Source organism: Pseudomonas sp. GM18 (genome assembly GCF_000282195.1).
GTDB lineage: Bacteria > Pseudomonadota > Gammaproteobacteria > Pseudomonadales > Pseudomonadaceae > Aquipseudomonas.
In genome coordinates, this window is the sequence record NZ_AKJT01000075.1 from 14,669 (window position 1) to 39,019 (window position 24,351).

19 protein-coding genes are annotated in these 24,351 nt (G+C 56.8%); all 19 read left to right on the forward strand.

Translation table 11 applies throughout. The features are described 5' to 3' along the window. Positions 1–12 precede the first annotated feature (12 nt). A complete protein-coding gene (gene mtnA / locus PMI21_RS09195; RefSeq protein ID WP_033064112.1) occupies positions 13–1,089 on the forward strand; it encodes an S-methyl-5-thioribose-1-phosphate isomerase in 1,077 nt (358 codons plus the stop codon). A 385-nt stretch (positions 1,090–1,474) separates the two neighbouring features. After that, entirely contained in the window at positions 1,475–4,144 is a 2,670-nt protein-coding gene (gyrA, locus tag PMI21_RS09190; protein ID WP_007939912.1) for a DNA gyrase subunit A, read from the forward strand. Between the two features lie 222 nt (positions 4,145–4,366). Beyond that, positions 4,367–5,452 (forward strand): 3-phosphoserine/phosphohydroxythreonine transaminase, encoded by a 1,086-nt coding sequence (serC, locus tag PMI21_RS09185; protein WP_007939914.1) that lies wholly within the window; start codon positions 4,367–4,369, stop codon positions 5,450–5,452. After that, entirely contained in the window at positions 5,452–6,546 is a 1,095-nt protein-coding gene (gene pheA / locus PMI21_RS09180; protein WP_007939916.1) for a prephenate dehydratase, read from the forward strand. The genes serC and pheA overlap by 1 nt, the downstream gene beginning before the upstream one ends. A 12-nt stretch (positions 6,547–6,558) precedes the next feature. After that, positions 6,559–7,671, forward strand: coding sequence for a histidinol-phosphate transaminase (gene hisC, locus PMI21_RS09175; RefSeq protein ID WP_007939918.1), 1,113 nt, complete (start codon positions 6,559–6,561; stop codon positions 7,669–7,671). A gap of 28 nt (positions 7,672–7,699) precedes the next feature. Beyond that, positions 7,700–9,907 (forward strand): bifunctional prephenate dehydrogenase/3-phosphoshikimate 1-carboxyvinyltransferase, encoded by a 2,208-nt coding sequence (locus tag PMI21_RS09170; protein ID WP_007939919.1) that lies wholly within the window; start codon positions 7,700–7,702, stop codon positions 9,905–9,907. After that, positions 9,904–10,593 carry a (d)CMP kinase gene (gene cmk / locus PMI21_RS09165; protein ID WP_007939921.1) on the forward strand — a complete coding sequence of 230 codons (690 nt, stop codon included), beginning with the start codon at positions 9,904–9,906 and terminating at the stop codon, positions 10,591–10,593. The genes PMI21_RS09170 and cmk overlap by 4 nt, the downstream gene beginning before the upstream one ends. A 119-nt stretch (positions 10,594–10,712) precedes the next feature. After that, a complete protein-coding gene (gene rpsA, locus PMI21_RS09160) occupies positions 10,713–12,407 on the forward strand; it encodes a 30S ribosomal protein S1 (RefSeq protein WP_007939922.1) in 1,695 nt (564 codons plus the stop codon). 219 nt (positions 12,408–12,626) lie between these two features. Next, the gene (locus PMI21_RS09155; protein WP_007939923.1) at positions 12,627–12,905 is read left to right on the forward strand and encodes a hypothetical protein; all 279 of its coding nucleotides are present in this window, start codon (positions 12,627–12,629) and stop codon (positions 12,903–12,905) included. A 150-nt stretch (positions 12,906–13,055) separates the two neighbouring features. Beyond that, positions 13,056–13,352, forward strand: a complete 297-nt coding sequence (gene ihfB, locus PMI21_RS09150; protein WP_007899751.1) for an integration host factor subunit beta — start codon at positions 13,056–13,058, stop codon at positions 13,350–13,352. Positions 13,353–13,379: 27 nt separating this feature from the next. Then, complete coding sequence (locus PMI21_RS09145) at positions 13,380–13,619, forward strand: LapA family protein (RefSeq protein WP_007939924.1); 240 nt, start codon at positions 13,380–13,382, stop codon at positions 13,617–13,619. A gap of 224 nt (positions 13,620–13,843) precedes the next feature. Next, on the forward strand, positions 13,844–14,920 hold the full coding sequence (gene rfbB, locus PMI21_RS09140; RefSeq protein ID WP_007939926.1) for a dTDP-glucose 4,6-dehydratase: 1,077 nt from the start codon (positions 13,844–13,846) through the stop codon (positions 14,918–14,920). Further along, entirely contained in the window at positions 14,917–15,810 is an 894-nt protein-coding gene (rfbD, locus tag PMI21_RS09135; RefSeq protein WP_007939927.1) for a dTDP-4-dehydrorhamnose reductase, read from the forward strand. The genes rfbB and rfbD overlap by 4 nt, the downstream gene beginning before the upstream one ends. Beyond that, a complete protein-coding gene (gene rfbA / locus PMI21_RS09130) occupies positions 15,807–16,715 on the forward strand; it encodes a glucose-1-phosphate thymidylyltransferase RfbA (protein ID WP_007939928.1) in 909 nt (302 codons plus the stop codon). Before rfbD ends, rfbA begins: the two co-directional genes overlap by 4 nt. Before the next feature lie 440 nt (positions 16,716–17,155). Beyond that, the gene (locus tag PMI21_RS09125) at positions 17,156–18,598 is read left to right on the forward strand and encodes a mannose-1-phosphate guanylyltransferase/mannose-6-phosphate isomerase (RefSeq protein ID WP_007939929.1); all 1,443 of its coding nucleotides are present in this window, start codon (positions 17,156–17,158) and stop codon (positions 18,596–18,598) included. A gap of 126 nt (positions 18,599–18,724) precedes the next feature. Next, positions 18,725–20,092 (forward strand): phosphomannomutase/phosphoglucomutase, encoded by a 1,368-nt coding sequence (locus PMI21_RS09120; RefSeq protein WP_007939931.1) that lies wholly within the window; start codon positions 18,725–18,727, stop codon positions 20,090–20,092. After that, the gene (locus PMI21_RS09115) at positions 20,089–20,886 is read left to right on the forward strand and encodes an ABC transporter permease (protein WP_007939932.1); all 798 of its coding nucleotides are present in this window, start codon (positions 20,089–20,091) and stop codon (positions 20,884–20,886) included. Before PMI21_RS09120 ends, PMI21_RS09115 begins: the two co-directional genes overlap by 4 nt. Further along, positions 20,886–22,106, forward strand: a complete 1,221-nt coding sequence (locus tag PMI21_RS09110) for an ABC transporter ATP-binding protein (protein WP_007939933.1) — start codon at positions 20,886–20,888, stop codon at positions 22,104–22,106. The genes PMI21_RS09115 and PMI21_RS09110 overlap by 1 nt, the downstream gene beginning before the upstream one ends. Further along, positions 22,103–24,313, forward strand: a complete 2,211-nt coding sequence (locus PMI21_RS28470; protein WP_007939934.1) for a glycosyltransferase — start codon at positions 22,103–22,105, stop codon at positions 24,311–24,313. The genes PMI21_RS09110 and PMI21_RS28470 overlap by 4 nt, the downstream gene beginning before the upstream one ends. Positions 24,314–24,351 lie beyond the last annotated feature (38 nt).

A 24,351-nucleotide genomic window follows, 5' to 3' on the forward strand; every position in this document is an offset into this window, starting at 1 on the left:
GCGGGGTGTGGGATGCGCGATCGACTGTTGGCTGCGGAGAAGGTGAAGGCCATCGATTGGCGTGATGACGCACTGTACCTGCTGGATCAGCGTATTTTGCCGTTCGAGGAAACCTGGATCGCTTACACCAGCGCCGCCGGTGTGGCCGAAGCCATTCGCTCGATGGTAGTGCGCGGTGCGCCGGCCATTGGTATCAGCGCCGCTTATGGCGTGGTGCTGGCGGCCCGCGCCCGATTTGCCGAGGGTGGCGACTGGCAGGCAGCGCTGGAAGAGGATTTCGCGCTGCTGGCCGACTCCCGTCCGACCGCGGTTAACCTGTTCTGGGCGTTGGGCCGGATGCGTGAGCGGCTTGAGCGCCTGAGGGAGCACACCGATCCGCTGTCGGTGCTGGAAGCCGAAGCCATCGCCATCCACGAAAGTGATCGCGAAGCCAACCTGACCATGGCCCAGCTGGGTGTCGACCTGATCCGCAAGCATCAGGGCAACGCCCAGGCGATCCTCACTCACTGCAACACCGGCGCACTGGCCACCGGTGGTTTCGGCACGGCGCTGGGGGTGATTCGCGGGGCGTTCATCGAAGGCATGGTCGAGCGCGTCTACGCCGACGAAACCCGGCCATGGCTGCAAGGTTCGCGATTGACCGCATGGGAATTGGCCAATGAAGGCATTCCCGTGACGTTAAATGCCGACTCCGCCGCTGCGCACATCATGAAAACCAAGGGTGTGACCTGGGTGATTGTCGGCGCCGACCGCATCACCGCCAATGGCGATGTGGCGAACAAGATCGGCACCTACCAGTTGGCGGTCAACGCGATGCACCACGGCGTGCGTTTCATGGTGGTGGCGCCGAGTTCGACCATCGACATGAACCTGGCCAGTGGCGACGAGATTCCTATCGAAGAGCGTGATGGCCGCGAGTTACTGGAAGTTGGCGGTAAGCGGGTGGGGGCGGATGTGGAAGCGTTCAACCCGGTGTTCGACGTGACTCCGGCCGACCTGATCGACGCGATCGTCACCGAAAAAGGCATCGTCGAGCGCCCGGACACCGCGAAAATGGCCCAATTGATGTGCCGCAAGCGTTTGCATTAAATCATTCAGGTTGCACGAAATCCCTGTAGGAGCTGCCGAAGGATCGCAGCCTTCGGCAGCTCCTACAGGTCGGTGTTTACAAGTGAAAAATACGGTTGAATGCCGGTTGATCACACCTCTAAGCCCCTCTCGTCCCCTTCAAGCCTGTCACCGGTCAACTAACTATGCTCCATGCGCATCTGGGGGATAGGTGCGTGGCGGCTCTTGTGATAACATCCGGCGGTTTCCAGGGTAGCCTGATGTGGCTGCCTTTACTGCGCAGATCCATGGCATAACTCGTTGATTTGTCGTAAGTCGGTGCATGGCACTCAGTCTGCATCGGCGAGCTTCGTTCGTCCCATATGGATGTGACGAAGTTTCACCAGAAAAAGGAATCAGGCTTCTCATGGGCGAACTGGCCAAAGAAATCCTCCCGGTCAATATCGAAGACGAGCTGAAGCAGTCCTACCTCGACTACGCAATGAGCGTAATTGTCGGGCGGGCACTGCCGGATGCGCGCGATGGCTTGAAGCCCGTGCACCGGCGTGTGCTGTTCGCGATGAGCGAGCTGGGCAACGACTTCAACAAGCCGTACAAGAAATCTGCCCGTGTTGTCGGTGACGTGATCGGTAAGTATCACCCTCACGGTGATACCGCGGTGTACGACACCATCGTTCGGATGGCGCAGCCATTCTCGCTGCGTTACCTGCTGGTGGACGGTCAGGGCAACTTCGGTTCGGTGGACGGCGACAACGCCGCGGCCATGCGATACACCGAAGTGCGCATGACCAAACTGGCGCACGAGCTGCTGGCCGACCTGCATAAAGAAACCGTGGACTGGGTGCCGAACTACGACGGCACCGAAATGATCCCCGCGGTCATGCCGACCAAGATCCCCAACCTGCTGGTCAACGGTTCCAGCGGTATCGCCGTGGGCATGGCGACCAACATTCCGCCGCACAACCTCGGTGAAGTCATCGACGGTTGCCTGGCACTCATCGACAACCCTGAACTGACCGTCGATGAACTGATGCAGTACATCCCCGGTCCGGACTTCCCGACCGCCGCGATCATCAACGGTCGCGCCGGCATCATCGAAGCCTACCGCACCGGTCGCGGGCGCATTTACATGCGTGCCCGCTCGATGATCGAAGACATCGACAAGGTCGGTGGTCGTCAGCAGATCGTTATCACCGAACTCCCTTACCAGCTGAACAAGGCGCGTCTGATCGAGAAGATCGCCGAGCTGGTCAAAGAGAAGAAGCTTGAAGGCATCACCGAGCTGCGCGACGAGTCCGACAAGGACGGTATGCGCGTCGTGATCGAGCTGCGTCGCGGTGAAGTGCCTGAGGTGATCCTCAACAACCTCTACGCCCAGACTCAGCTGCAAAGCGTGTTCGGCATCAACATCGTCGCGCTGATCGACGGCCGTCCACGGATCCTCAACCTCAAGGATCTGCTGGAAGCCTTCGTTCGTCACCGTCGCGAAGTCGTGACCCGCCGTACCGTGTTCGAACTGCGTAAAGCGCGCGAACGTGGCCACATCCTGGAAGGTCAAGCGGTTGCCCTGTCGAACATCGACCCGGTCATCGCCCTGATCAAGGCCTCGCCAACCCCGTCGGAAGCCAAGGAAGCGCTGGTCAGCACGCCGTGGGAATCCTCCGCTGTGGTTGCGATGGTCGAACGTGCCGGTGCCGATTCGTGCCGTCCGGAAAACCTCGATCCGCAATACGGCCTGCGCGACGGCAAGTACTTCCTGTCGCCAGAGCAGGCGCAAGCCATTCTGGAACTGCGTCTGCACCGTCTGACCGGTCTGGAACACGAAAAGCTGCTGGCCGAGTATCAAGAGATCCTCAACCAGATTGGCGAGCTGATCCGCATCCTCAACAGCGCCACGCGCCTGATGGAAGTGATCCGCGAAGAACTGGAAGTGATCCGCGCCGAATACGGCGATGTGCGTCGCACCGAGATTCTCGATGCCCGTCTCGACCTGACCCTGGGCGACATGATCCCGGAAGAAGAGCGCGTCGTGACCATTTCCCACGGTGGCTACGCCAAGACCCAGCCTTTGGCTGCGTACCAGGCTCAGCGTCGTGGCGGTAAAGGTAAATCGGCTACCGGCGTGAAGGATGAGGACTACATCGCTCACCTGCTGGTCGCCAACAGCCACACCACGCTGCTGCTGTTCTCCAGCAAAGGCAAAGTGTACTGGCTGAAAACCTACGAAATCCCGGAAGCCTCCCGCGCTGCCCGTGGTCGGCCGCTGGTCAACCTGCTGCCGCTGGACAGTGATGAATACATCACCACCATGCTGCCGGTCGAGGAATACACCGAAGGTCACTTCATCTTCATGGCCACCGCTAAAGGCACCGTGAAGAAGACCCCACTGGAATCCTTCAGTCGTCAACGCAGCGTCGGTTTGATCGCGCTGGAGCTGGATGAAGGCGACGTGCTGATCTCTGCCGCCATTACCGATGGCGATCGCGAAGTCATGCTGTTCTCCGACGGCGGCAAGGTGACTCGCTTCAAGGAGACCGACGTTCGCGCCATGGGCCGTACCGCTCGCGGTGTCCGCGGCATGCGTCTGCCGGAAGGCCAGAAGCTGATTTCCATGCTGATCCCGGAAGAAGGCAGCCAGATCCTCACCGCTTCGGCACGTGGTTTCGGCAAGCGCACCGCGATCACCGAGTTCCCTGAGTACAAGCGTGGCGGTCAGGGCGTTATCGCCATGGTCAGCAACGAGCGTAACGGCCGTCTGGTCGGCGCGGTCCAGGTGCTCGACGGCGAGGAAATCATGCTGATTTCCGACCAGGGTACGTTGGTTCGTACCCGCGTCGACGAAGTGTCCAGCCTGGGTCGTAACACCCAGGGCGTGACCCTGATCAAGCTGGCCAACGATGAAACGCTGGTGGGCCTGGAGCGGGTTCAGGAGCCGTCGGAAGTCGAAGGCGAAGAGCTGGAAGGCGAAGGGCTTGCAGGTGAAGAGGGTGCAGTGTTCGAAGGTGAGGTCGTGATCGACGATATTGCCGACGACCAGCAACTCGACGCCGCCGCCGACGAAGAGCCGCAGGAGTAAGCGGACAGACAGGGGGCGGATGAGAATTCGCCCCCTTGTTGTTTGTCCTGTGGAATTGTTTTTTTGATCGTTCCCACGCTCTGCGTGGGAATGCCGCCCGGGACGCTCCGCGTCCCTATGACGCAGAGCGTCATTAGATGCATTCCCACGCAGGAGCGTGGGAACGATCAACAGGTCAAATAGATTATTGCGTGATACCACCAAATCAGAGCGAGATTGGATGTGAGCAAGAGAGCCTATAACTTCTGTGCCGGTCCTGCGGCGCTTCCCGAAGCTGTCCTGAAGCGCGCCCAGGCTGAACTCCTTGATTGGCACGGCAAGGGCCTGTCGGTCATGGAAATGAGCCATCGCAGCGATGAGTTCGTGTCCATTGCCACCAAGGCCGAGCAGGATCTGCGTGATCTGCTGAATATCCCCTCGAACTATAAAGTGCTGTTTCTGCAAGGTGGCGCGAGCCAGCAATTTGCTCAGATTCCGCTGAACCTGTTGCCGGAAAACGGCAGCGCCGACTATATCGACACCGGTATCTGGTCGCAGAAAGCGATCGAAGAAGCCGCGCGCTACGGCCACGTCAACGTTGCCGCGACCGCCAAGCCTTACGACTATTTCGCTGTGCCTGGTCAGAACGAATGGAACCTGTCTGCAGATGCGGCCTACGTTCACTACGCGCCGAACGAAACCATCGGCGGCCTGGAATTCCAGTGGATCCCGGAAACCGGTGATGTACCGCTGGTCGCCGACATGTCCTCGGACATTCTTTCGCGCCCGGTGGATGTCTCGCGTTTCGGCATGATCTACGCCGGCGCCCAGAAAAACATCGGCCCGAGCGGCATTGTCGTCAACATCGTTCGCGAAGACCTGCTGGGTAACGCCCGCTCCATCTGCCCGACCATGCTCAACTACAAGGTCGCGGCTGACAACGGCTCGATGTACAACACACCGCCAACCCTGGCCTGGTACTTGTCCGGTCTGGTGTTCGAGTGGCTGAAAGAGCAGGGTGGCGTCGAAGCCATCGGCAAACTCAATGAAGTGAAGCAGCGCACGCTGTACGACTTCATCGACGCCAGCGGCTTGTACAGCAACCCGATCAACAAGCCTGACCGCTCGTGGATGAACGTGCCGTTCCGTCTGGCCGACGATCGTCTCGACAAGCCGTTCCTGGCTGGTGCCGACGAACGTGGCCTGCTGAACCTCAAGGGTCACCGTTCCGTGGGCGGCATGCGTGCCTCCATCTATAACGCCGTCGATATCGTTGCGGTCAACGCACTGGTTTCGTACATGGCAGAGTTCGAGAAGGAACACGGCTAATGTCTGAGCAAGAACTCAAGGCACTGCGCCTGCGCATTGACGCCCTGGACGAAAAGGTCCTGGAGCTGATCAGTGAGCGCGCACGCTGCGCCCAGGAAGTTGCGCGAGTAAAGATGGCCTCGCTGGCCGAAGGCGAAGTGCCGGTGTTCTATCGTCCTGAGCGCGAAGCTCAGGTGCTCAAGCGCGTGATGGAGCGCAACCAGGGGCCGCTGGGCAACGAAGAGATGGCGCGGCTGTTCCGCGAAATCATGTCCTCGTGCCTGGCCCTTGAGCAGCCGCTGAAAGTGGCTTACCTCGGCCCTGAAGGTACCTTCACTCAGGCTGCGGCCATGAAGCACTTCGGTCATGCGGTGATCAGCAAGCCAATGGCGGCGATCGACGAAGTGTTCCGTGAAGTGGCGGCCGGTGCGGTGAACTTTGGTGTGGTCCCGGTGGAAAACTCCACCGAAGGCGCGGTCAACCACACCCTCGACAGTTTCCTCGAGCACGACATGGTGATCTGTGGCGAAGTCGAGCTGCGCATTCACCATCACCTGTTGGTTGGCGAAAACACCAAGACTGACAGCATCAGCCGCATCTACTCCCACGCCCAGTCCCTGGCCCAGTGCCGCAAGTGGCTGGACGCCCATTACCCGAATGTCGAGCGCGTTGCGGTGTCCAGCAACGCCGAAGCGGCCAAGCGGGTCAAGGGTGAGTGGAACTCGGCGGCGATTGCCGGCGACATGGCTGCCGGCCTCTACGGGTTGACCCGTCTGGCCGAGAAAATCGAGGATCGTCCGGACAACTCCACGCGATTCCTGATGATCGGTAATCAGGAAGTGCCGCCGACCGGCGACGACAAGACCTCGATCATCGTCTCCATGAGCAACAAACCCGGCGCGCTCCACGAATTGCTGGTGCCGTTCCACGACAATGGTATCGATCTGACACGGATCGAGACCCGTCCGTCGCGCAGCGGTAAATGGACCTACGTGTTCTTCATCGATTTCGTCGGCCATCACCGCGACCCGCTGGTCAAAGGTGTGCTGGAAAAGATCAGTCAGGAAGCAGTGGCACTCAAAGTGCTGGGTTCCTACCCGAAAGCAGTTCTCTAAGGGCGGTAGCAAATGAGTGGCAACTTCCTCGCTCTGGCACAGCCGGGCGTGCAACAACTTTCGCCTTACGTTCCAGGCAAACCCGTGGACGAACTGGCCCGTGAGCTGAACCTCGACCCGGCCAGCATCGTCAAACTGGCAAGCAACGAAAACCCGTTGGGCGCCAGTCCCAAGGCGCTGGCAGCGATTCGTGAAGCGCTGGCTGAGCTGACCCGCTATCCGGACGGCAATGGTTTTGCGCTCAAAACCCTGTTGGCCGACCAGTGTCGCGTCGAGCTGAACCAGGTGACGCTGGGCAACGGCTCCAACGATATTCTGGAGCTGGTGGCGCGTGCCTATCTGGCACCGGGCCTGAACGCAGTGTTCAGCGAACATGCGTTTGCGGTCTATCCGATCGCGACCCAGGCCGTTGGCGCCCAGGCAAAAGTGATCCCGGCCAAAGACTGGGGTCATGATCTACCGGCGATGCTGGCCGCGATCGATGCCGATACCCGCGTGGTGTTCATCGCCAACCCGAACAACCCGACCGGGACCTGGTTCGACGCCGAGGCGCTGGATGAATTCCTGCAGGACGTTCCGGCCCATGTACTGGTGGTGCTGGACGAGGCCTACATCGAGTACGCCGAAGGCAGCGACTTGCCGGATGGCCTGGACTATCTGGCGGCCTATCCGAACCTGCTGGTCTCGCGCACCTTCTCCAAGGCCTATGGCCTGGCGTCGCTGCGGGTCGGCTACGGTTTGTCCTCGGCCATCGTTGCCGATGTGCTCAATCGCGTGCGTCAGCCGTTCAACGTCAACAGCCTCGCACTGGCCGCCGCTTGTGCTGCGCTGCAAGACGTCGAGTACCTGGCTGAAAGCCGTCGCCTGAACCAATCCGGCATGCAGCAGCTTGAGGCAGGTTTCCGCGAGTTGGGGCTGAGCTGGATTCCATCCAAAGGCAACTTCATCTGTGTCGATCTGGGTCGCGTTGCTGCCCCGGTGTTCCAGGGGTTGCTGCGTGAAGGCGTGATCGTGCGTCCGGTGGCCAACTACGGCATGCCGAACCACCTGCGTATCACCATCGGTTTGCCAGCGGAAAACAGCCGCTTCCTCGAGGCGCTGACCAAGGTTATGGCTCGTGGTTGATGTCACTGCACTGCAATCTGCTGAACCTATGATCGGTCGCCTGGTGGTGGTCGGTCTGGGGTTGATCGGCGGTTCGTTTGCCAAAGGCCTGCGTGAAAGCGGTCTGTGCCGCGAGGTGGTCGGGGTCGATCTCGATCCGCAGTCGCGCAAGCTGGCGGTCGAGTTGGGTGTTGTGGATCGCTGCGAAGTAGACCTTGCGGCAGCTTGCCAGGGTGCCGACGTGATTCAGTTGGCGGTACCGATCCTGGCCATGGAGAAGCTGCTCGCGCTGTTGGCGGGCATGGACCTGGGGCAGGCGATTCTGACTGATGTTGGCAGCGCCAAGGGCAATGTGGTGCGTGCGGCGACCGAGGCGTTTGGCGGCATGCCGGCGCGTTTCGTGCCGGGGCATCCGATTGCCGGTTCCGAGCAGAGTGGGGTGGAAGCCTCCAATGCCGACCTGTTCCGTCGCCATAAAGTGATTCTGACGCCTCTGGATCAGACCGATCCGGCCGCGCTGGCGGTGGTCGACCGGTTGTGGTGCGAATTGGGTGCCGACGTCGAGCACATGCAAGTCGAGCGTCATGACGAAGTGTTGGCGGCGACCAGCCATTTGCCGCACTTGCTGGCATTCGGTTTGGTCGATTCGTTGGCCAAACGCAATGAAAATCTTGAGATCTTCCGTTACGCTGCGGGCGGTTTCCGCGATTTCACAAGAATCGCCGGTAGCGACCCGGTCATGTGGCACGACATCTTCCTCGCCAACCGCGAAGCTGTCCTGCGCACACTCGATACATTTCGCAGCGACCTCGACGCCTTGCGCGACGCGGTCGATGCAGGGGATGGGCACCAATTGTTGGGCGTGTTCACTCGCGCCCGGGTTGCCCGCGAGCATTTCAGTAAAATCCTGGCCCGCCGGGCCTATGTGGACGCTATGAATTCCAACGATCTGATTTTCCTGGCACAACCTGGTGGCCGCCTGACTGGGCGGATTCGTGTACCGGGCGACAAATCGATTTCCCACCGCTCGATCATGCTCGGTTCCCTGGCCGAAGGCGTCACCGAAGTGGAAGGTTTCCTCGAGGGCGAAGACGCCCTGGCGACCCTGCAAGCTTTCCGCGACATGGGCGTCGTCATCGAAGGTCCGCACCATGGGCGTGTGACCATTCACGGCGTCGGCCTGCATGGCCTGAAGCCTGCGCCTGGCCCGATCTATCTGGGTAACTCCGGCACTTCGATGCGTCTGCTGTCTGGCCTGTTGGCTGCGCAGACCTTCGACAGCACTCTGACCGGCGACGCTTCGTTGTCCAAGCGTCCGATGAATCGCGTGGCCAATCCGCTGCGTGAAATGGGCGCCGTGATCGAGACCGCCGCTGACGGTCGTCCACCGATGACCATTCGTGGCGGCAACAAGCTCAAGGGTCTGACTTACACCATGCCGATGGCCAGTGCCCAGGTTAAATCCTGCCTGCTGCTGGCGGGTCTGTATGCTGAAGGCAAGACCACGGTCACCGAGCCGGCACCGACTCGCGACCACACCGAGCGCATGCTGCGTGGCTTCGGCTATCCGGTGACCGTCAATGGCGCGACCGCCTCGGTCGAGTCCGGCCACAAGTTGACCTCGACCCACATTGAAGTGCCGGGCGATATCTCGTCGTCGGCGTTCTTCCTGGTGGCGGCGTCGATTGCCGAAGGTTCGGAGCTGGTGCTCGAGCACGTCGGTATCAACCCGACCCGTACGGGCGTAATCGACATCCTGCGCCTGATGGGCGCTGACATCACTCTGGAAAACCAGCGTGAAGTCGGTGGCGAGCCGGTAGCCGACCTGCGCGTACGGGCAGCTAAACTCAAAGGTATCGAGATTCCCGAAGCGCTGGTTCCACTGGCTATCGACGAGTTCCCGGTGCTGTTCGTGGCGGCGGCCTGTGCCGAAGGTCGCACTGTGCTGCGTGGTGCCGAAGAGCTGCGCGTGAAGGAATCGGACCGGATCCAGGTCATGGCGGACGGTCTGCTGGCGCTGGGCGTCAAGTGCGAGCCCACCCCGGACGGCCTCATCATCGACGGCGGCCAGATCGGCGGCGGCGAAGTGCACGGTCACGGCGATCACCGGATTGCCATGGCCTTCAGCGTGGCTTCACTGCGCGCCACTGCGCCGATCCGCATCCATGATTGCGCCAACGTCGCGACCTCGTTCCCGAACTTCCTTGCGCTGTGCGCGCAGGTCGGTATCCGTGTTGCACAAGAGGCTCAGTCGTGATCAGCATCGCACCGGTCATCACTATTGATGGGCCAAGCGGCTCTGGCAAAGGTACTGTCGCCGGGATTCTGGCCAAGCGCCTGGGCTGGAACCTGCTGGATTCCGGTGCACTTTATCGATTGCTGGCTTTCGCTGCGCATAACCATGGCGTCGACCTGACCAATGAGGAATTGCTCAAGAAGCTGGCCGCTCATCTGGATGTGCAGTTCATCGCGGCGACCGACGGTCAGTTGCAGCGCATTATTCTGGAAGGCGATGAAGTCAGCGATGTGATCCGTACCGAAAGTGTCGGCTCGGGTGCCTCGCAGGTCGCCGCGTTGCCTGCGGTTCGCGAGGCGTTGCTGCAGCGTCAGCGGGCTTTCCAGGAGGCGCCGGGTCTGGTGGCCGATGGTCGCGACATGGGTACGGTGGTATTTCCCGACGCGCCCTTGAAGATTTTCCTCACTGCCAGTGCCGAGGAACGTGCGCGCCGACGTTACTTGCAGTTGAAGGGCAAAGTCGATGGTGTTAGTCTGTCGAGTCTGCTAGATGAGATACGTGCGCGCGATGAGCGTGACACCCAGCGAGCGGTAGCCCCGCTCAAACCGGCGGCTGACGCCATACAGCTGGATTCCACGGAATTATCCATCGATCAGGTGCTGGAACGCATCATGAGCGAGATCGCCATTCGCGATATCGCCGGGTGACCAAGAGGGCCGCAGGGGACCAGTCATAGTCCTGCGGAGCTTCTTTTAAATGAAACTAACCCACATCGTCTGGGATGTGGAGATGGGCGTATTCTTCGCCCTTATCAACAGGAATTAAAATGAGCGAAAGCTTTGCGGAACTCTTTGAAGAAAGCCTAAAAACCCTGAACCTTCAGGCAGGCTCCATCATCACCGGTGTTATCGTTGATATCGATTACCAAGCTCGCTGGGTAACCGTTCACGCTGGCCTGAAGTCTGAAGCACTCATCCCGCTTGAGCAGTTCTACAACGACGCTGGCGAACTGAACATCAACGTCGGTGACGAAGTTCACGTTGCTCTGGACTCGGTTGAAGACGGCTTTGGTGAAACCAAGCTGTCCCGTGAAAAAGCCAAGCGCGCTGAATGCTGGATTGTTCTGGAAGCAGCCTTCGCAGCCGAAGAAGTGGTCAAGGGCGTTATCAACGGTAAGGTTAAAGGCGGCTTCACTGTCGACGTTAACGGCATCCGTGCGTTCCTGCCAGGTTCTCTGGTTGACGTCCGTCCAGTGCGCGACACCACGCACCTGGAAGGCAAAGAGCTGGAATTCAAGGTCATCAAGCTCGACCAGAAGCGCAACAACGTTGTCGTTTCCCGTCGCAGCGTCCTCGAAGCCGAGAACTCCGCCGAGCGTGAAGCTCTGCTGGAATCCCTGCAGGAAGGCCAACAAGTCAAAGGTATCGTCAAGAACCTCACCGATTACGGCGCATTCGTCGATCTGGGTGGCGTCGATGGCCTGCTGCACATTACCGACATGGCTTGGAAACGTATCAAGCATCCTTCCGAAATCGTCAACGTTGGCGACGAGATCGATGTCAAGGTTCTGAAGTACGATCGCGAGCGCAATCGTGTTTCCCTGGGCCTCAAGCAACTGGGCGAAGATCCATGGGTTGCTATCAAAGCCCGTTACCCAGAAAGCACTCGCGTTACCGCTCGTGTAACCAACCTGACCGACTACGGCTGCTTCGCTGAGCTGGAAGAAGGCGTTGAAGGTCTGGTACACGTTTCCGAAATGGACTGGACCAACAAGAACATCCACCCTTCGAAAGTCGTACAAGTCGGCGACGAAGTGGAAGTTATGGTTCTGGACATCGACGAAGAGCGTCGTCGTATCTCCCTCGGCATCAAGCAGTGCAAATCGAACCCATGGGAAGATTTCTCTGGCCAGTTCAACAAGGGCGATAAAATCTCCGGCACCATCAAGTCGATCACCGATTTCGGTATCTTCATTGGTCTGGACGGCGGCATCGACGGTCTGGTTCACCTGTCCGACATCTCCTGGAACGAAGTGGGCGAAGAAGCCGTACGCCGCTTCAAGAAAGGCGACGAGCTGGACACCGTTATCCTGTCGGTTGACCCAGAGCGCGAGCGCATCTCCCTGGGTATCAAGCAACTGGAAAGCGATCCGTTCTCCGAGTACGTTCAAGAGAACGACAAAGGCGCCATCGTTAAAGGCATCGTGAAGGAAGTTGACGCTAAAGGCGCCATCATCACTCTGGCCGACGATATCGAAGCGACTCTGAAAGCCTCCGAAATCAGCCGTGACCGCGTTGAAGACGCGCGTAACGTTCTGAAAGAAGGCGAAGAAGTAGAAGCCAAGATCATCAGCGTTGACCGCAAGAGCCGTGTAATCCAGCTCTCCATCAAGTCGAAAGACGTTGAAGAAGAGAAAGAAGCAATCCAGAGCCTGCGCGACAAGCCAGCTTCGGATACCGCTGCTCCTGGTCCTACCACTCTGGGCGACCTGTTGCGTGCACAAATGGAAAAACAGAACTGAGTTCTGTCAGACCATAGAAAAAGGGCGACTTCGGTCGCCCTTTTTTGTGTCTGTAATTTGGCAAATCCAGGGTGTGTGGGTGCCCGCAATGTTTCATTCATGAAACCAATGATTTGAATGAGTTGTCTGTTTCTTCAAGTGGGTCAATCGTCTATTCAGGCTAGGCTTGGTCTGAAGCAAGCGACTGTCGAGCGCTGCGCGCCTGGCATAAGGAAGTTAATGAACAAGCTCATTGTCGTAATGGCAGTAATGACATTGGCAGGTTGTACCACCAGCGCCAAGACTCATGCGATACGCGGCGTCAGTGGTATAGAGGTCGATTGTTCGGGATTGGGCTCGGGGTGGGAGAGGTGTCATAAGCGAGCGGCCAAGGAGTGTAAGGGGGCAGGTTATAAGGTCATCGTGAGGTCCGATGACGCCAAGGAGGAAGATGAATTCCCTTTCGGCTTCAATCCCGCGGGTTATCTGACACGCACCATGCTGGTTATCTGTAGGTGAATGCAGGGTTTGAGTATTGTTCCGGTGCTCTGAAATCGGGCATCTCGGTGTCGGGAAAGAGATGTCAAGAACTCGGGCTGTTCAAATTCCTCCGGGCATGCTAAAACCTTTGAAGCGCTGATCTAGCTGCTTGAAAAAGAAGGGAAAAATATGACGAAGTCGGAGTTGATCGAACGAATTGTCACCCATCAAGGGCTGCTCTCATCCAAAGATGTGGAGCTGGCCATCAAGACCATGCTTGAGCAAATGTCCCAATGTCTGGCCACTGGTGATCGCATCGAGATCCGTGGTTTTGGCAGCTTTTCCCTGCACTATCGCGCGCCGCGCGTAGGCCGCAATCCTAAAACCGGTCAGTCCGTCAGTCTCGACGGCAAGTTCGTTCCACATTTCAAGCCAGGCAAAGAACTGCGCGATCGAGTGAACGAGGAAGAGGAGGAGGGGCTTTGACAGCTGCTGCACTTCAAGGAACTGCTGATGCGTAACCTCAAGCGCGTACTTCTCGCTGTATTTATCCTGTTGCTCGTTCTGGCAATCCTGGCGTTCGTTCTTGAGAACCAGCAAGGCGTGTCATTGCTGTTTCTGGGTTGGGCGGGGCCACAGCTGCCAGTCTCGCTGATCATGGTGCTTGCACTGCTGGTCGGTATGGTGATCGGGCCGATTCTTGGCTGGTTTCTGGGGCGTACGTCCAGAGTCTCACGCAAGCGCCTTGTCTGATTGTGGCAACCCCGTTGTAGGCTGAATTTGCGTCGCTGCTTGTCCTTATCCAATAGTAAAACCTTCATTAGGCTGTAAAATGCTGCGCTTGGTCGAGAAGGCATTCCCGAATCGGTTCGCACTGACTCTGTCAGAAGCCTCGGCGAACTTGATGGATTTTGCATTTATGGATTGGACAGTGCGCGGTCAACGGCCCTGTCAGCAACTTAAGGGTATGGTTTCGCGTGAAAATTCTAGTAACCGGCGGCGCCGGGTTTATCGGCTCGGCAGTCATTCGTCATATCATCTCCAGCACTACCGACTCTGTCGTTAACGTCGATAAGCTGACTTATGCCGGTAACCTTGAGTCGCTGGCCGAAGTCAGCCAGAGCTCGCGTTATGTGTTCGAGCGCGTCGACATCTGCGACCGTGATGAAGTGGACCGTGTCCTGCGTGAACACCAACCGGATGCTGTCATGCACCTGGCCGCAGAGTCCCACGTTGACCGCTCGATCTCCGGTCCGTCTGAATTCATCCAGACCAACATCATCGGCACTTACACCTTGCTGGAAGCTGCGCGCCACTACTGGGCGGCGCTGGATGATGCGCGCAAAGCCAATTTCCGCTTCCACCATATTTCCACCGACGAAGTCTACGGAGATCTCGAAGGTCCGGAAGACCTCTTCACCGAAACTACGCCGTACCAGCCAAGCTCGCCATATTCGGCAAGCAAGGCCAGTTCCGATCACTTGGTTCGCGCCTGGAGCCGTACCTACGGCCTGCCGACCCTGGTCACCAACTGCTCGAACAACTACGGTCCGTGCCATTTCCCTGAGAAGTTGATCCCGCTGATCATTCTCAACGCGCTGGAAGGCAAACCGTTGCCGGTCTACGGCAAAGGCAACCAGGTTCGTGACTGGCTCTACGTCGAAGACCACGCCCGCGCACTGTACAAAGTCGTGACCGAAGGCGTGATCGGCGAAACCTACAACGTCGGCGGCCATAACGAAAAGCAAAACATCGAAGTGGTGCATACCCTGTGCGCACTGCTCGACGAGCTGCGTCCGGACTCCGCTCATCGTCCACACGCCGGCCTGATCACTTACGTTCAGGATCGTCCAGGCCACGACCAGCGTTACGCCATCGACGCCAGCAAAATCCAGCGCGAGTTGGGTTGGACGCCGGAAGAAACCTTTGAAACCGGTATCCGCAAGACCGTCGAGTGGTACCTGAACAACACTGAGTGGGTGGCTCACGTGAAGAGCGGCAGCTACCAGCAATGGATCGACCAAAACTACACGGATCGTTTGGATAAAGCATGAAAATCCTTCTGTTGGGAAAAAACGGCCAGGTGGGCTGGGAGCTGCAACGCTCCCTTGCGCCGCTTGGCGAATTGATCGCCCTGGACCGTCACCCGGTCGATGGTTTGAGTGGCGACCTGTCCGATCTCGACGCACTGCGCGCGACGATTCGTCAGGTCAAGCCCGACGTGATCGTCAACGCTGCGGCCTACACTGCTGTCGATAAAGCTGAGTCCGAGACTGAGCTGGCCGACCGCGTGAACGGCCAGGCCAGTCAGGTCATGGCTGAAGAGGCTGCATCTCTAGGGGCTTGGCTGATTCACTACTCGACCGATTACGTGTTCAGCGGTGAAGGCCTGGCGCCGTGGCAAGAGACCGATGCCGTCGCCCCGGTGAATCACTACGGCGCCAGCAAACTAGCTGGCGAGCAGGCGATTATTGTCTCGGGCTGCAAGCACCTGATCTTCCGTACCAGTTGGGTCTATGGCGCTCGCGGCAACAACTTTGCCAAGACCATGCTGCGTCTGGCCAAGGATCGCGACACTTTGAGCGTTATCGCCGACCAGATCGGCGCTCCGACGGGTGCAGACCTGATCGCCGACGTGACGGCGTTGGCCATTCAGCAAGTGCTGCAGCGTCCTGAATTGGCGGGCCTGTATCACCTGGCGGCGGCTGGCGAAGTGTCCTGGCACGGCTATGCCAGTCATGTGATCGGTTTTGCCAAGGCCAATGGCGAAGAGCTCGCTGTTACAGCGATCAATCCGATAGACACAACCGCTTACCCAACACCGGCGCGTCGCCCTCTGAATTCCCGGTTGAACACTCAGAAGCTGCGCGACAATTTTTCGCTGCACTTGCCGGATTGGCAAGCTGGTGTCACCCGAATGCTTGTGGAAGTCCTGAACAAATGACCACGACAAATCGTAAAGGCATCATCCTCGCGGGTGGCTCGGGCACTCGTCTGCACCCGTTGACCCTCGGCGTGTCCAAGCAGATGCTGCCGATCTACGACAAGCCGATGATCTTCTACCCGCTGTCGGTGCTGATGCTCGCCGGCATGCGCGAAATCCTGATTATCTCCACTCCTGAAGACCTGCCGTGCTTCCGCAAATTGCTAGGCGATGGCAGCCTGTACGGCATCAAGCTGACCTATGCCGAGCAGGCTAGCCCGGACGGTCTGGCACAAGCCTTCATCATTGGCGAAGAGTTCATCGGCAAGGATCCATGCTGCTTGATCCTGGGTGACAACATCTTTTACGGGCAGCACTTCTCGGACAACCTCCGTGCCGCCTGTGCTCAAGAGTGCGGCGCGACCATATTCGGTTATCACGTGTCGGACCCGGAGCGTTTCGGTGTAGTCGAGTTCGACGCCGCCGGCCGTGCCTTGAGCATTGAAGAGAAGCCGCTGAAGCCAAAATCCAGTTATGCGGTGACAGGGCTGTACTTCTACGACAACCAGGTCGTCGAGATCGCCAAGAGCATCAAGCCATCTGCTCGTGGCGAGCTGGAAATCACTGACGTTAACCAGGCGTACCTCGAGCGGAAAACCCTCAAAGTCGAAATGCTGGGTCGCGGCTTCGCCTGGCTGGATACCGGTACGCATGATTCATTGCTGGAGGCGAGCCACTTTGTGCATACCATCGAGAAACGTCAGGGTTTGAAAGTTGCCTGTCTGGAGGAGATTGCCTACAGCAGTGGGTGGATCTCCGCCGCTGAGCTGTCTGCTCAGGCAGAGCGTCTCAAAAAAACTGGTTATGGTTCCTATCTGGAGAAGCTTCTGGGTGCGCAGGGTTGCCGAGGCTTGAGTGAGATTTGATCGTGGCTGATAGTTGATGTTATTTTGATGTCACTTTTTTGAAAAACTCGTTTGTTTTCAAGTGATTTTTGCATCCTGCCCCTCGCATGAGTTATTTATTCCCGGTACTGGCTGTAGAATGGCCAGCAGAATTACCTGACCCCATTCAGCGCTGCATGCCTCAAGTTTATTGGATCTGCACTCCCTGCCAGGAAGGGCTCCGACTTGTCGAGATCGCCTCAAAAAATTGAGGCGGCAGGAATACGGATAAGTGGTAGAGCTGGCGAGTGGAAGGGGGGCGTACCCGGTGTAAAATCGACCGCTTTAGATTGATGCTTGGCGGTCACCCTTGGTCGACTCGAGCAAAAAATTTGCATTGTTGACGATGCAAGAATGACCAGAAACATAACTGAGCCCACTGTCTGGAAGAATTTGCCGGAAGGGGATTAAGGATTTAGAGAATGGAACTGATTCCCGTAATTTTGTCTGGCGGAGTGGGCAGCCGGTTGTGGCCTGTTTCTCGAGAGGCCCATCCAAAACCGTTCATGGATCTGCCAGATGGCCAGAATCTAATCCAGAAAACGTTCCTTCGTGCTTCGCGTCTGGAAGGTGTTGTAGAGGTTCTGACGGTGACCAACCGTGAGCTCCTGTTCAAGACAGAAGACGAGTACGGTGCAGTCAACAAGCTCAAACATTCGCAAGGCTTCATCCTTGAGCCTTTCGGGCGTAATACAGCTGCCGCGGTTGCTGCCGCGGCGCTTCAACTGGAAGCCACGCATGGCCCCGACGCCCAAATGTTGGTGCTGGCGGCAGACCACCTGATAAAAGACGAAAAAGCGTTTGCTGCAGCAGTAGCCAGCGCGGTGACGCTTGCCTCCGAAGGCTGGCTGGTAACCTTTGGTATTCAGCCAACCTACCCTGAAACAGGGTTCGGGTACATCGAAGCTCAAAAAGATGCGCCCCTGAAGGGCGGCCTGAGGGTTGCGCGCTTCGTCGAAAAGCCCAATCTTGAAACGGCTGAAGGCTACGTCAGCGCAGGCAACTACTATTGGAACTCCGGGATGTTCTGCTTCCGGGTCGGTACGGTGCTGGAAGAACTTCGCCAGCATGCCCCGGATGTGGTGGAAGCCGTCAGAAATACCATTGAAAATTCGCGCCTCACTACCTCTGACAAATATCGTTGCCTGGCACTCGACGCTGATGCATTCGCGGAGGTTCCGGACATCTCTATCGATTACGCATTGATGGAGCGCTCCTCCAAAGTAGCGACCATCCCTTGTGATATCGGTTGGAGTGACATCGGTTCCTGGAATGCTGTCAGCGAGCTGACCGAGCCTGATGAAAACGGCAACCGTTTTGAAGGCGAGGTGTTGTCCCACAATTCCCGTAACAACTACGTAAACAGTGAAGATCGACTGACTGCGCTGGTGGGGGTTGAGGACTTGTTGGTCATCGATACACCGGACGCGGTGATGATCGCCCACAAAGATCACGCCCAAGACGTAAAACATATTGTCAATCAGCTCAAGGCGGCCAGCCACACGGTGCATTTGCTCCATCGTACCGTTCATCGCCCTTGGGGGACCTACACAACCCTGGAAAACGGCGAGCGCTTCAAGATCAAGCGCATTGTGGTGAAGCCCAAGGCTTCGTTGTCCTTGCAGATGCACCACCACAGAAGCGAACACTGGATCGTCGTCAGCGGGATGGCTGTGGTTGTCAACGACCAGCAGGAACTGATGTTGAACACCAACGAGTCCACGTTTATTCGTGCCGGCCACCAGCATCGTTTGATGAACCCGGGTGTTATCGATCTGGTGCTGATCGAAGTGCAGAGCGGTGACTATCTGGGCGAAGACGACATCGTGCGTTTTGAAGACAACTACGGTCGCGTCGACAAGTAACGACACTGAACCCGATGCGAGCCTCGTGCCTTGCGAGGTTAGCGCGCCAATGGCATCAGGCTTTGGCGCTCCATTCTTGCCGTTGCCGCCTCCGGGCGGCATCGGACATTTCAGTTAGTGAGCAGTATGTATCCTCCTATCGTGACGCAATGCTTCAAAGCCTATGACATTCGTGGTCAGGTTCCCGCTCAACTCAACGAAGACATCGCCTACCGCATAGGTCGTGCGCTCGTGGTCGAGTTGCAAGGGAAAACCTTCGTAGTCGGCCAGGACATGAGGCTCGAAAGCCCACCCCTGGCGGCAGCGCTGATGCGCGGCATTACCGAGGCGGGTGCCGATGTGATCGACATCGGGCTGTGCGGCACCGAGGAAGTCTACTTCGCCACCAGTCATTACAAGGTCGACGGCGGCGTGATGATCACTGCCAGCCACAACCCCAAAGGCTACAACGGCATGAAACTCGTCAAGGCCGAGTCTCGCCCTATCAGCGGCGACACTGGCCTCGACGCTATTCGCCTGCGTGTCGATCAGGGTGACCTGGGCACCGCCGCGGCACAAAAAGGCACAGTTCGTCAGGCCTTCGACAAGACCGCCTACATCGACCATTTGCTCACTTACGTCGACGTCAGCGCCTTGAAGCCCCTCAAGATTCTCGCCGATCCGGGCAATGGTGCTGCAGGTCCTGTGCTACAGGCGCTGGCTGAGCGACTGCCGCTGCAGTGGGTGTTCATCAACGAAGTGCCTGATGGTCACTTTCCGAACGGCGTCCCCAATCCACTGCTGCCCGAGAACCGCGAACTGACACGTCAGGCGCTGCTGGCCAACCAGTGCGACATGGGCCTGGCCTGGGACGGTGACTTCGATCGATGCTTCTTCTTCGATGCCGATGGTCGGTTCATCGAGGGCTATTACCTCGTTGGCCTGCTGGCCGAAATGCTGCTCAAGCAGCACCCTGGCAGCAAGATCATCCACGACCCACGCCTGACCTGGAACACCATCGAGCAGGTCGAGCAGGCTGGCGGTATCGCCGTTCAAAGCAAAACCGGACATGCGTTCATCAAGGAGCGCATGCGTGAGGAAGACGCGGTGTATGGCGGGGAGATGAGTGCTCACCACTACTTCCGCGATTTTGCGTATTGCGACAGTGGGATGATTCCGTGGTTGTTGGTGGCGGCATTGATGACGACTACTGAAAAGACGCTGGCTCAATTAGTCGACGAGCGTATTGCTGCCTACCCTTGCACGGGGGAAATCAATTATCGGGTGGCGGACGTCGGTGCAACACTGGACAAAGTGCGAGCTCATTACGCGCCTGAAGCGCTTGATGTCGACGAGACGGATGGTGTCAGCATGTCGTTTCCGACATGGCGATTCAACGTCAGAGGCTCGAACACCGAGCCCTTGCTTCGATTGAATATCGAATCCCGCGGTGCTGCCGGGCATCTACAGGATCTCTTGGCTGAAGTTGAATCACTGATTGAGGTCGCACCATGATGCCTGCGGCGATCAAAGCGCTGTGGAATTATCGCGGGTTCATTTTAGGCAGTGTCAAACGTGAGTTTCAGGCCAAGTACACGAATTCGATGCTGGGTATTTCGTGGGCGATCATTCAGCCGTTAGCGATGATTCTCGTGTACACCGTGATCTTTTCGCAGATTATGCGCGCCAGATTGCCGGGAGTTGAGAGTCTCTTCGGTTACAGCATCTATCTGTGTGCGGGCATTATCACATGGGGTTATTTTGCGGAAGTCGTGGGGCGTGCGCAGAATATATTTATTGAGAACGCCACGCTGCTGAAAAAGCTGAGCTTTCCACGCTTGTGTTTGCCAGTCACGCTGGTATTGAGCGCCAGTCTCAACTTTTTCATTATTTTCTCGTTGTTTTTGGTGTTTATGCTCGTGACCGGGCAATTTCCGGGTTTGGCATTTATCGCCCTGTTTCCGGTGCTTGCCATCCAACTATTGTTCGCCATCGGCCTGGGTGTTTCATTAGGGGTATTGAACGTTTTCTTTCGTGACATCGGTCAGCTGTTTGGCGTAGTGCTGCAATTCTGGTTCTGGCTGACGCCCATTGTTTATCCTGCCAATATCCTGCCCGCTCAACTGCAGCCGTTCATGCAGTTGAATCCCATGGCTTCTGTCATTGGGGCTTATCAGCAGATCCTCGTACACGGTCAGTTCCCCGATTGGCTATCGCTATGGCCAACAGCAGTCCTGAGCATTTGCTTATGCCTGTGGGGGCTGCATTTGTTCAAGAAACACTCCGGTGAACTGGTGGATGAGCTCTGATGGGTAGCATAAGTGTTCGCAATCTAGGCAAAGCCTACAAGGTTTACAGTAACCGCTGGTCGCGTCTCGCGGAGTGGCTGATCCCGTTCAGTGGCACCCGGCATACCCTCAAATGGGTATTGAATGACCTCAGTTTCGAGATCAAGCCCGGTGAGGCAATGGGGATCATCGGGATGAACGGTGCGGGTAAAAGCACTCTTTTGAAAATGATCACAGGCACTACCCAGCCCACCCATGGAACGGTAGCGATCAAAGGGCGCGTCGCTGCGCTGCTGGAGTTGGGCATGGGCTTCCACCCTGACTTTACGGGGCGGCAGAACGCGATCATGGCAGGTCAGTTGCTGGGCTACAGCGTCCAGGAAATAGACGAGTTGATGCCTCAGATTATTGAGTTTGCAGAAATCGGCAGTTCGATAGACCAGCCCGTTCGAATGTATTCCAGTGGCATGCAAATGCGCCTGGCTTTTAGTGTGGCTACCGCTAACCGTCCTGACGTGCTGATCGTGGACGAGGCATTATCGGTGGGCGATGCCTACTTCCAGCACAAGAGTTTTGAGCGGATCCGCAAGCTCCGTGAAGAAGGCACGACATTACTGATCGTCTCCCATGACAAGGCAGCTATCCAGTCTATTTGCGATCGCGCCATTCTGCTGAACGAAGGAAATATCGCGATTGAGGGCAGTCCTGAGGCAGTAATGGACTACTACAACGCGATGCTGGCCGAGCGAGACAGCGAGTCGGTTCACCAGGCTGTAACGCCTCAAGGCAAGCTCCAGGCATTGTCCGGTTCAGGTGAGGCCATCGTCGAAGAGATTATTCTGGTCGGTGAAGATGGTACCCAGGTGGAAACGGTCAATGTAGGGCAACAGGTTGCACTGCGAATTACCGTGCGTGCCGTCGAGGATCTGCCTCAGTTAGTGTTGGGGTACATGATCAAGGATCGTTTGGGGCAGGAAGTGTTTGGTACCAACACCTTCCATTTGGACCGAAAACTCGAGCACATTACGGCAGGCTCAAAATTGGTCTTCAACTTTGCGTTCTCCGCCAATCTGGGGGAGGGCACCTACTCGGTGGCTACCGGTTTGCATGATGCTGATACGCACTTGAGCAAAAACTACGAGTGGAGAGATCTGGCCTTGATTTTTAATATTGTCAATTTGGATAAAGATGGTTTCGTCGGCGTTTCCTGGATGCCGCCAAGCCTGGAGCTTCATCGATGAGCAAAGGATTTTATCGCGCATTCGAAGATAAACTTCGTGGGTCGCGACAGCTGGTCAAGAGTCGACTGAGTGTCTATTTGCCCTTCATCAATCTAGTCAAGGATCTATATCCAGGCGCGCAAGCTGTCGATTTGGGTTGCGGTCGCGGTGAGTGGCTGGAGCTATTGGGCGAAAATGGTATTGTCGCGCGGGGAGTTGACCTCGATGATGAGATGCTGCAGGCCTGTCGGGACATTGGTCTGGATGTCGCAACTGCCGACGCCTTGAGCTTCCTCAAGTCCGTCCCGGATGAAAGCCTTTTTCTGGTGTCCGGGTTTCATTTGGTTGAGCATATCCCCTTTGAAGCGCTTCAAGATCTGGTTATCGAGTCGCTTCGTGTACTGAAACCAGGTGGCTTGCTGATTCTTGAAACTCCCAATCCAGAGAACCTGGTCGTTGGTACGTCCAACTTTTATCTGGACCCAACGCATATTTGTCCTATTCCGCCCGCATTGCTCTCGTTTGTTCCTGAGTATTACGGATTTGGCCGCGTTAAAACAGTGCGTCTTCAAGAGTCCGTAGCGTTAATCAATAATGCGGACATCAGTTTGTTGGACGTCTTGCAAGGTGTTAGTCCCGACTACTCGATCGTTGCACAAAAGGATGCGGGTGCTGAGGTCATGACGGCTACCGCAGAGCCGTTTGATAAGGACTATGGGTTGACACTCCATAATCTCGCAACCCTATATGATCGAAAGCAAAAAAATCAAATCGATGAAGTAAAAAAAGAATTGGCTTCCATCTATGAAAGTTGGTCCTGGAGGCTGTTTGCGCCAATACGTTTTTTGGGGCGAGCGTTTTCGAATGAAAAAACTCCAATTCAACGTATGAAGTCAGCGGCCTGGAAAGTGTTAGCCCCTGTTCTTCGGTGGGTAAAGAGTGTACTTGTATTTGTTGTCATTCGTTGCCCGCCTTTAAGGCGTCTTGCGAAGCAGGCTGTTGCGCGCTTTCCAATTATCATGCGCTTTATTCGCCGGATCGAAAGAAGCGGGATCAATTACGCAGCCATGACGCCTAGCCGAGAAGGCCCTGAGCTCTTCATTGATGTGACGCATGTGTTTACCGAAGACTTGCGCACCGGAATTCAACGTGTTGTCCGTTCTATCTCCACCGAGATTGAACAGGAGTTCCTGCCTGGAATAAAAGTCGAGCCTATTTATTTAACAGACGCCGGTGGCTATTGGCACTATCGGTATGTCAATGGTTTTGCTGACGATTTCGAGATCGTAGTACCCAAGAAAGGCGATATATTTTTGGGCCTGGATTTGAATGCCCGAATCGTGGGTGCAGTGCAGACAGGACTTTTTCAAGACTGGATAGCGCGCGGTACCAAAATATCTTTTGTGGTCTACGACATCCTCCCGATCGAACATCCGGAATGGTGGCCTGGGGACGTTGGACGGCACCACGAAGAGTGGCTTCGTTCGGTATTGAATGTCTCCGATAATTTGATTTGTATCTCCCGTGCCGTGTGTGACTCTGTGCGGGCCTGGGCGTTGAGTGCAGGGTATGAGCAGAGCAAAATACCCGTTATGAAATCATTTCATCTCGGTGCGGACGTCGAAAACTCGCTGCCGACACGTGGAATGCCTGGAAATGGTGAAGCTGTTCTGGCTGTGTTGAAAGGTTCACCAAGTTTCTTGATGGTGGGTACGGTGGAGCCTCGTAAAGGGCATTCATTAGTACTTTCTGCTTTTGAAAAGCTTTGGCTAAACGGTGTTGATGTAAAGTTTGTCATTGTAGGCAAGCAAGGTTGGTTGGTTGAAGAACTTTCCACTAAGTTGCGAAATCATCCAGAGTACGGTCGGAATCTGTTTTGGCTGGAACACGCGAGTGATGAATATCTGGATAAGCTCTACGATGCGGCATGCTGTCTAATTGCTGCTTCCGAGGGGGAAGGATTCGGTCTGCCATTGATCGAGGCTGCGCAACATAAGCTTCCAATTATTGCTCGTGATATTCCTGTGTTCAGGGAAGTGGCGGGAGAGCACGGCTATTATTTTTCTGGCTCTGATAGCGATAACTTTGCAGGTGCGATAACGGACTGGCTGGAGCTCTATGAAAATAATAAGCATCCTTTGTCTGTTGGCATGCCTTGGCTGACATGGAAGGAAAGTGCTCAGCAGTTACGTTCGATTATTGGGGCGAGTGTAGGCGATGCTGTCTAGCACACTAGGTTTATTTGAAATTTTGGGGCGCGCGGGTA

Coding starts and splice junctions, on each gene's coding strand:
- mtnA (WP_033064112.1), top strand. CDS start 13: ATGCGCGATCGACTGTTGGCTGCGGAGAAGGTGAAGGCCATCGATTGG.
- gyrA (WP_007939912.1), top strand. CDS start 1,475: ATGGGCGAACTGGCCAAAGAAATCCTCCCGGTCAATATCGAAGACGAG.
- pheA (WP_007939916.1), top strand. CDS start 5,452: ATGTCTGAGCAAGAACTCAAGGCACTGCGCCTGCGCATTGACGCCCTG.
- hisC (WP_007939918.1), top strand. CDS start 6,559: ATGAGTGGCAACTTCCTCGCTCTGGCACAGCCGGGCGTGCAACAACTT.
- PMI21_RS09170 (WP_007939919.1), top strand. CDS start 7,700: ATGATCGGTCGCCTGGTGGTGGTCGGTCTGGGGTTGATCGGCGGTTCG.
- rpsA (WP_007939922.1), top strand. CDS start 10,713: ATGAGCGAAAGCTTTGCGGAACTCTTTGAAGAAAGCCTAAAAACCCTG.
- PMI21_RS09155 (WP_007939923.1), top strand. CDS start 12,627: ATGAACAAGCTCATTGTCGTAATGGCAGTAATGACATTGGCAGGTTGT.
- ihfB (WP_007899751.1), top strand. CDS start 13,056: ATGACGAAGTCGGAGTTGATCGAACGAATTGTCACCCATCAAGGGCTG.
- PMI21_RS09145 (WP_007939924.1), top strand. CDS start 13,380: ATGCGTAACCTCAAGCGCGTACTTCTCGCTGTATTTATCCTGTTGCTC.
- rfbD (WP_007939927.1), top strand. CDS start 14,917: ATGAAAATCCTTCTGTTGGGAAAAAACGGCCAGGTGGGCTGGGAGCTG.
- rfbA (WP_007939928.1), top strand. CDS start 15,807: ATGACCACGACAAATCGTAAAGGCATCATCCTCGCGGGTGGCTCGGGC.
- PMI21_RS09125 (WP_007939929.1), top strand. CDS start 17,156: ATGGAACTGATTCCCGTAATTTTGTCTGGCGGAGTGGGCAGCCGGTTG.
- PMI21_RS09120 (WP_007939931.1), top strand. CDS start 18,725: ATGTATCCTCCTATCGTGACGCAATGCTTCAAAGCCTATGACATTCGT.
- PMI21_RS09115 (WP_007939932.1), top strand. CDS start 20,089: ATGATGCCTGCGGCGATCAAAGCGCTGTGGAATTATCGCGGGTTCATT.
- PMI21_RS09110 (WP_007939933.1), top strand. CDS start 20,886: ATGGGTAGCATAAGTGTTCGCAATCTAGGCAAAGCCTACAAGGTTTAC.
- PMI21_RS28470 (WP_007939934.1), top strand. CDS start 22,103: ATGAGCAAAGGATTTTATCGCGCATTCGAAGATAAACTTCGTGGGTCG.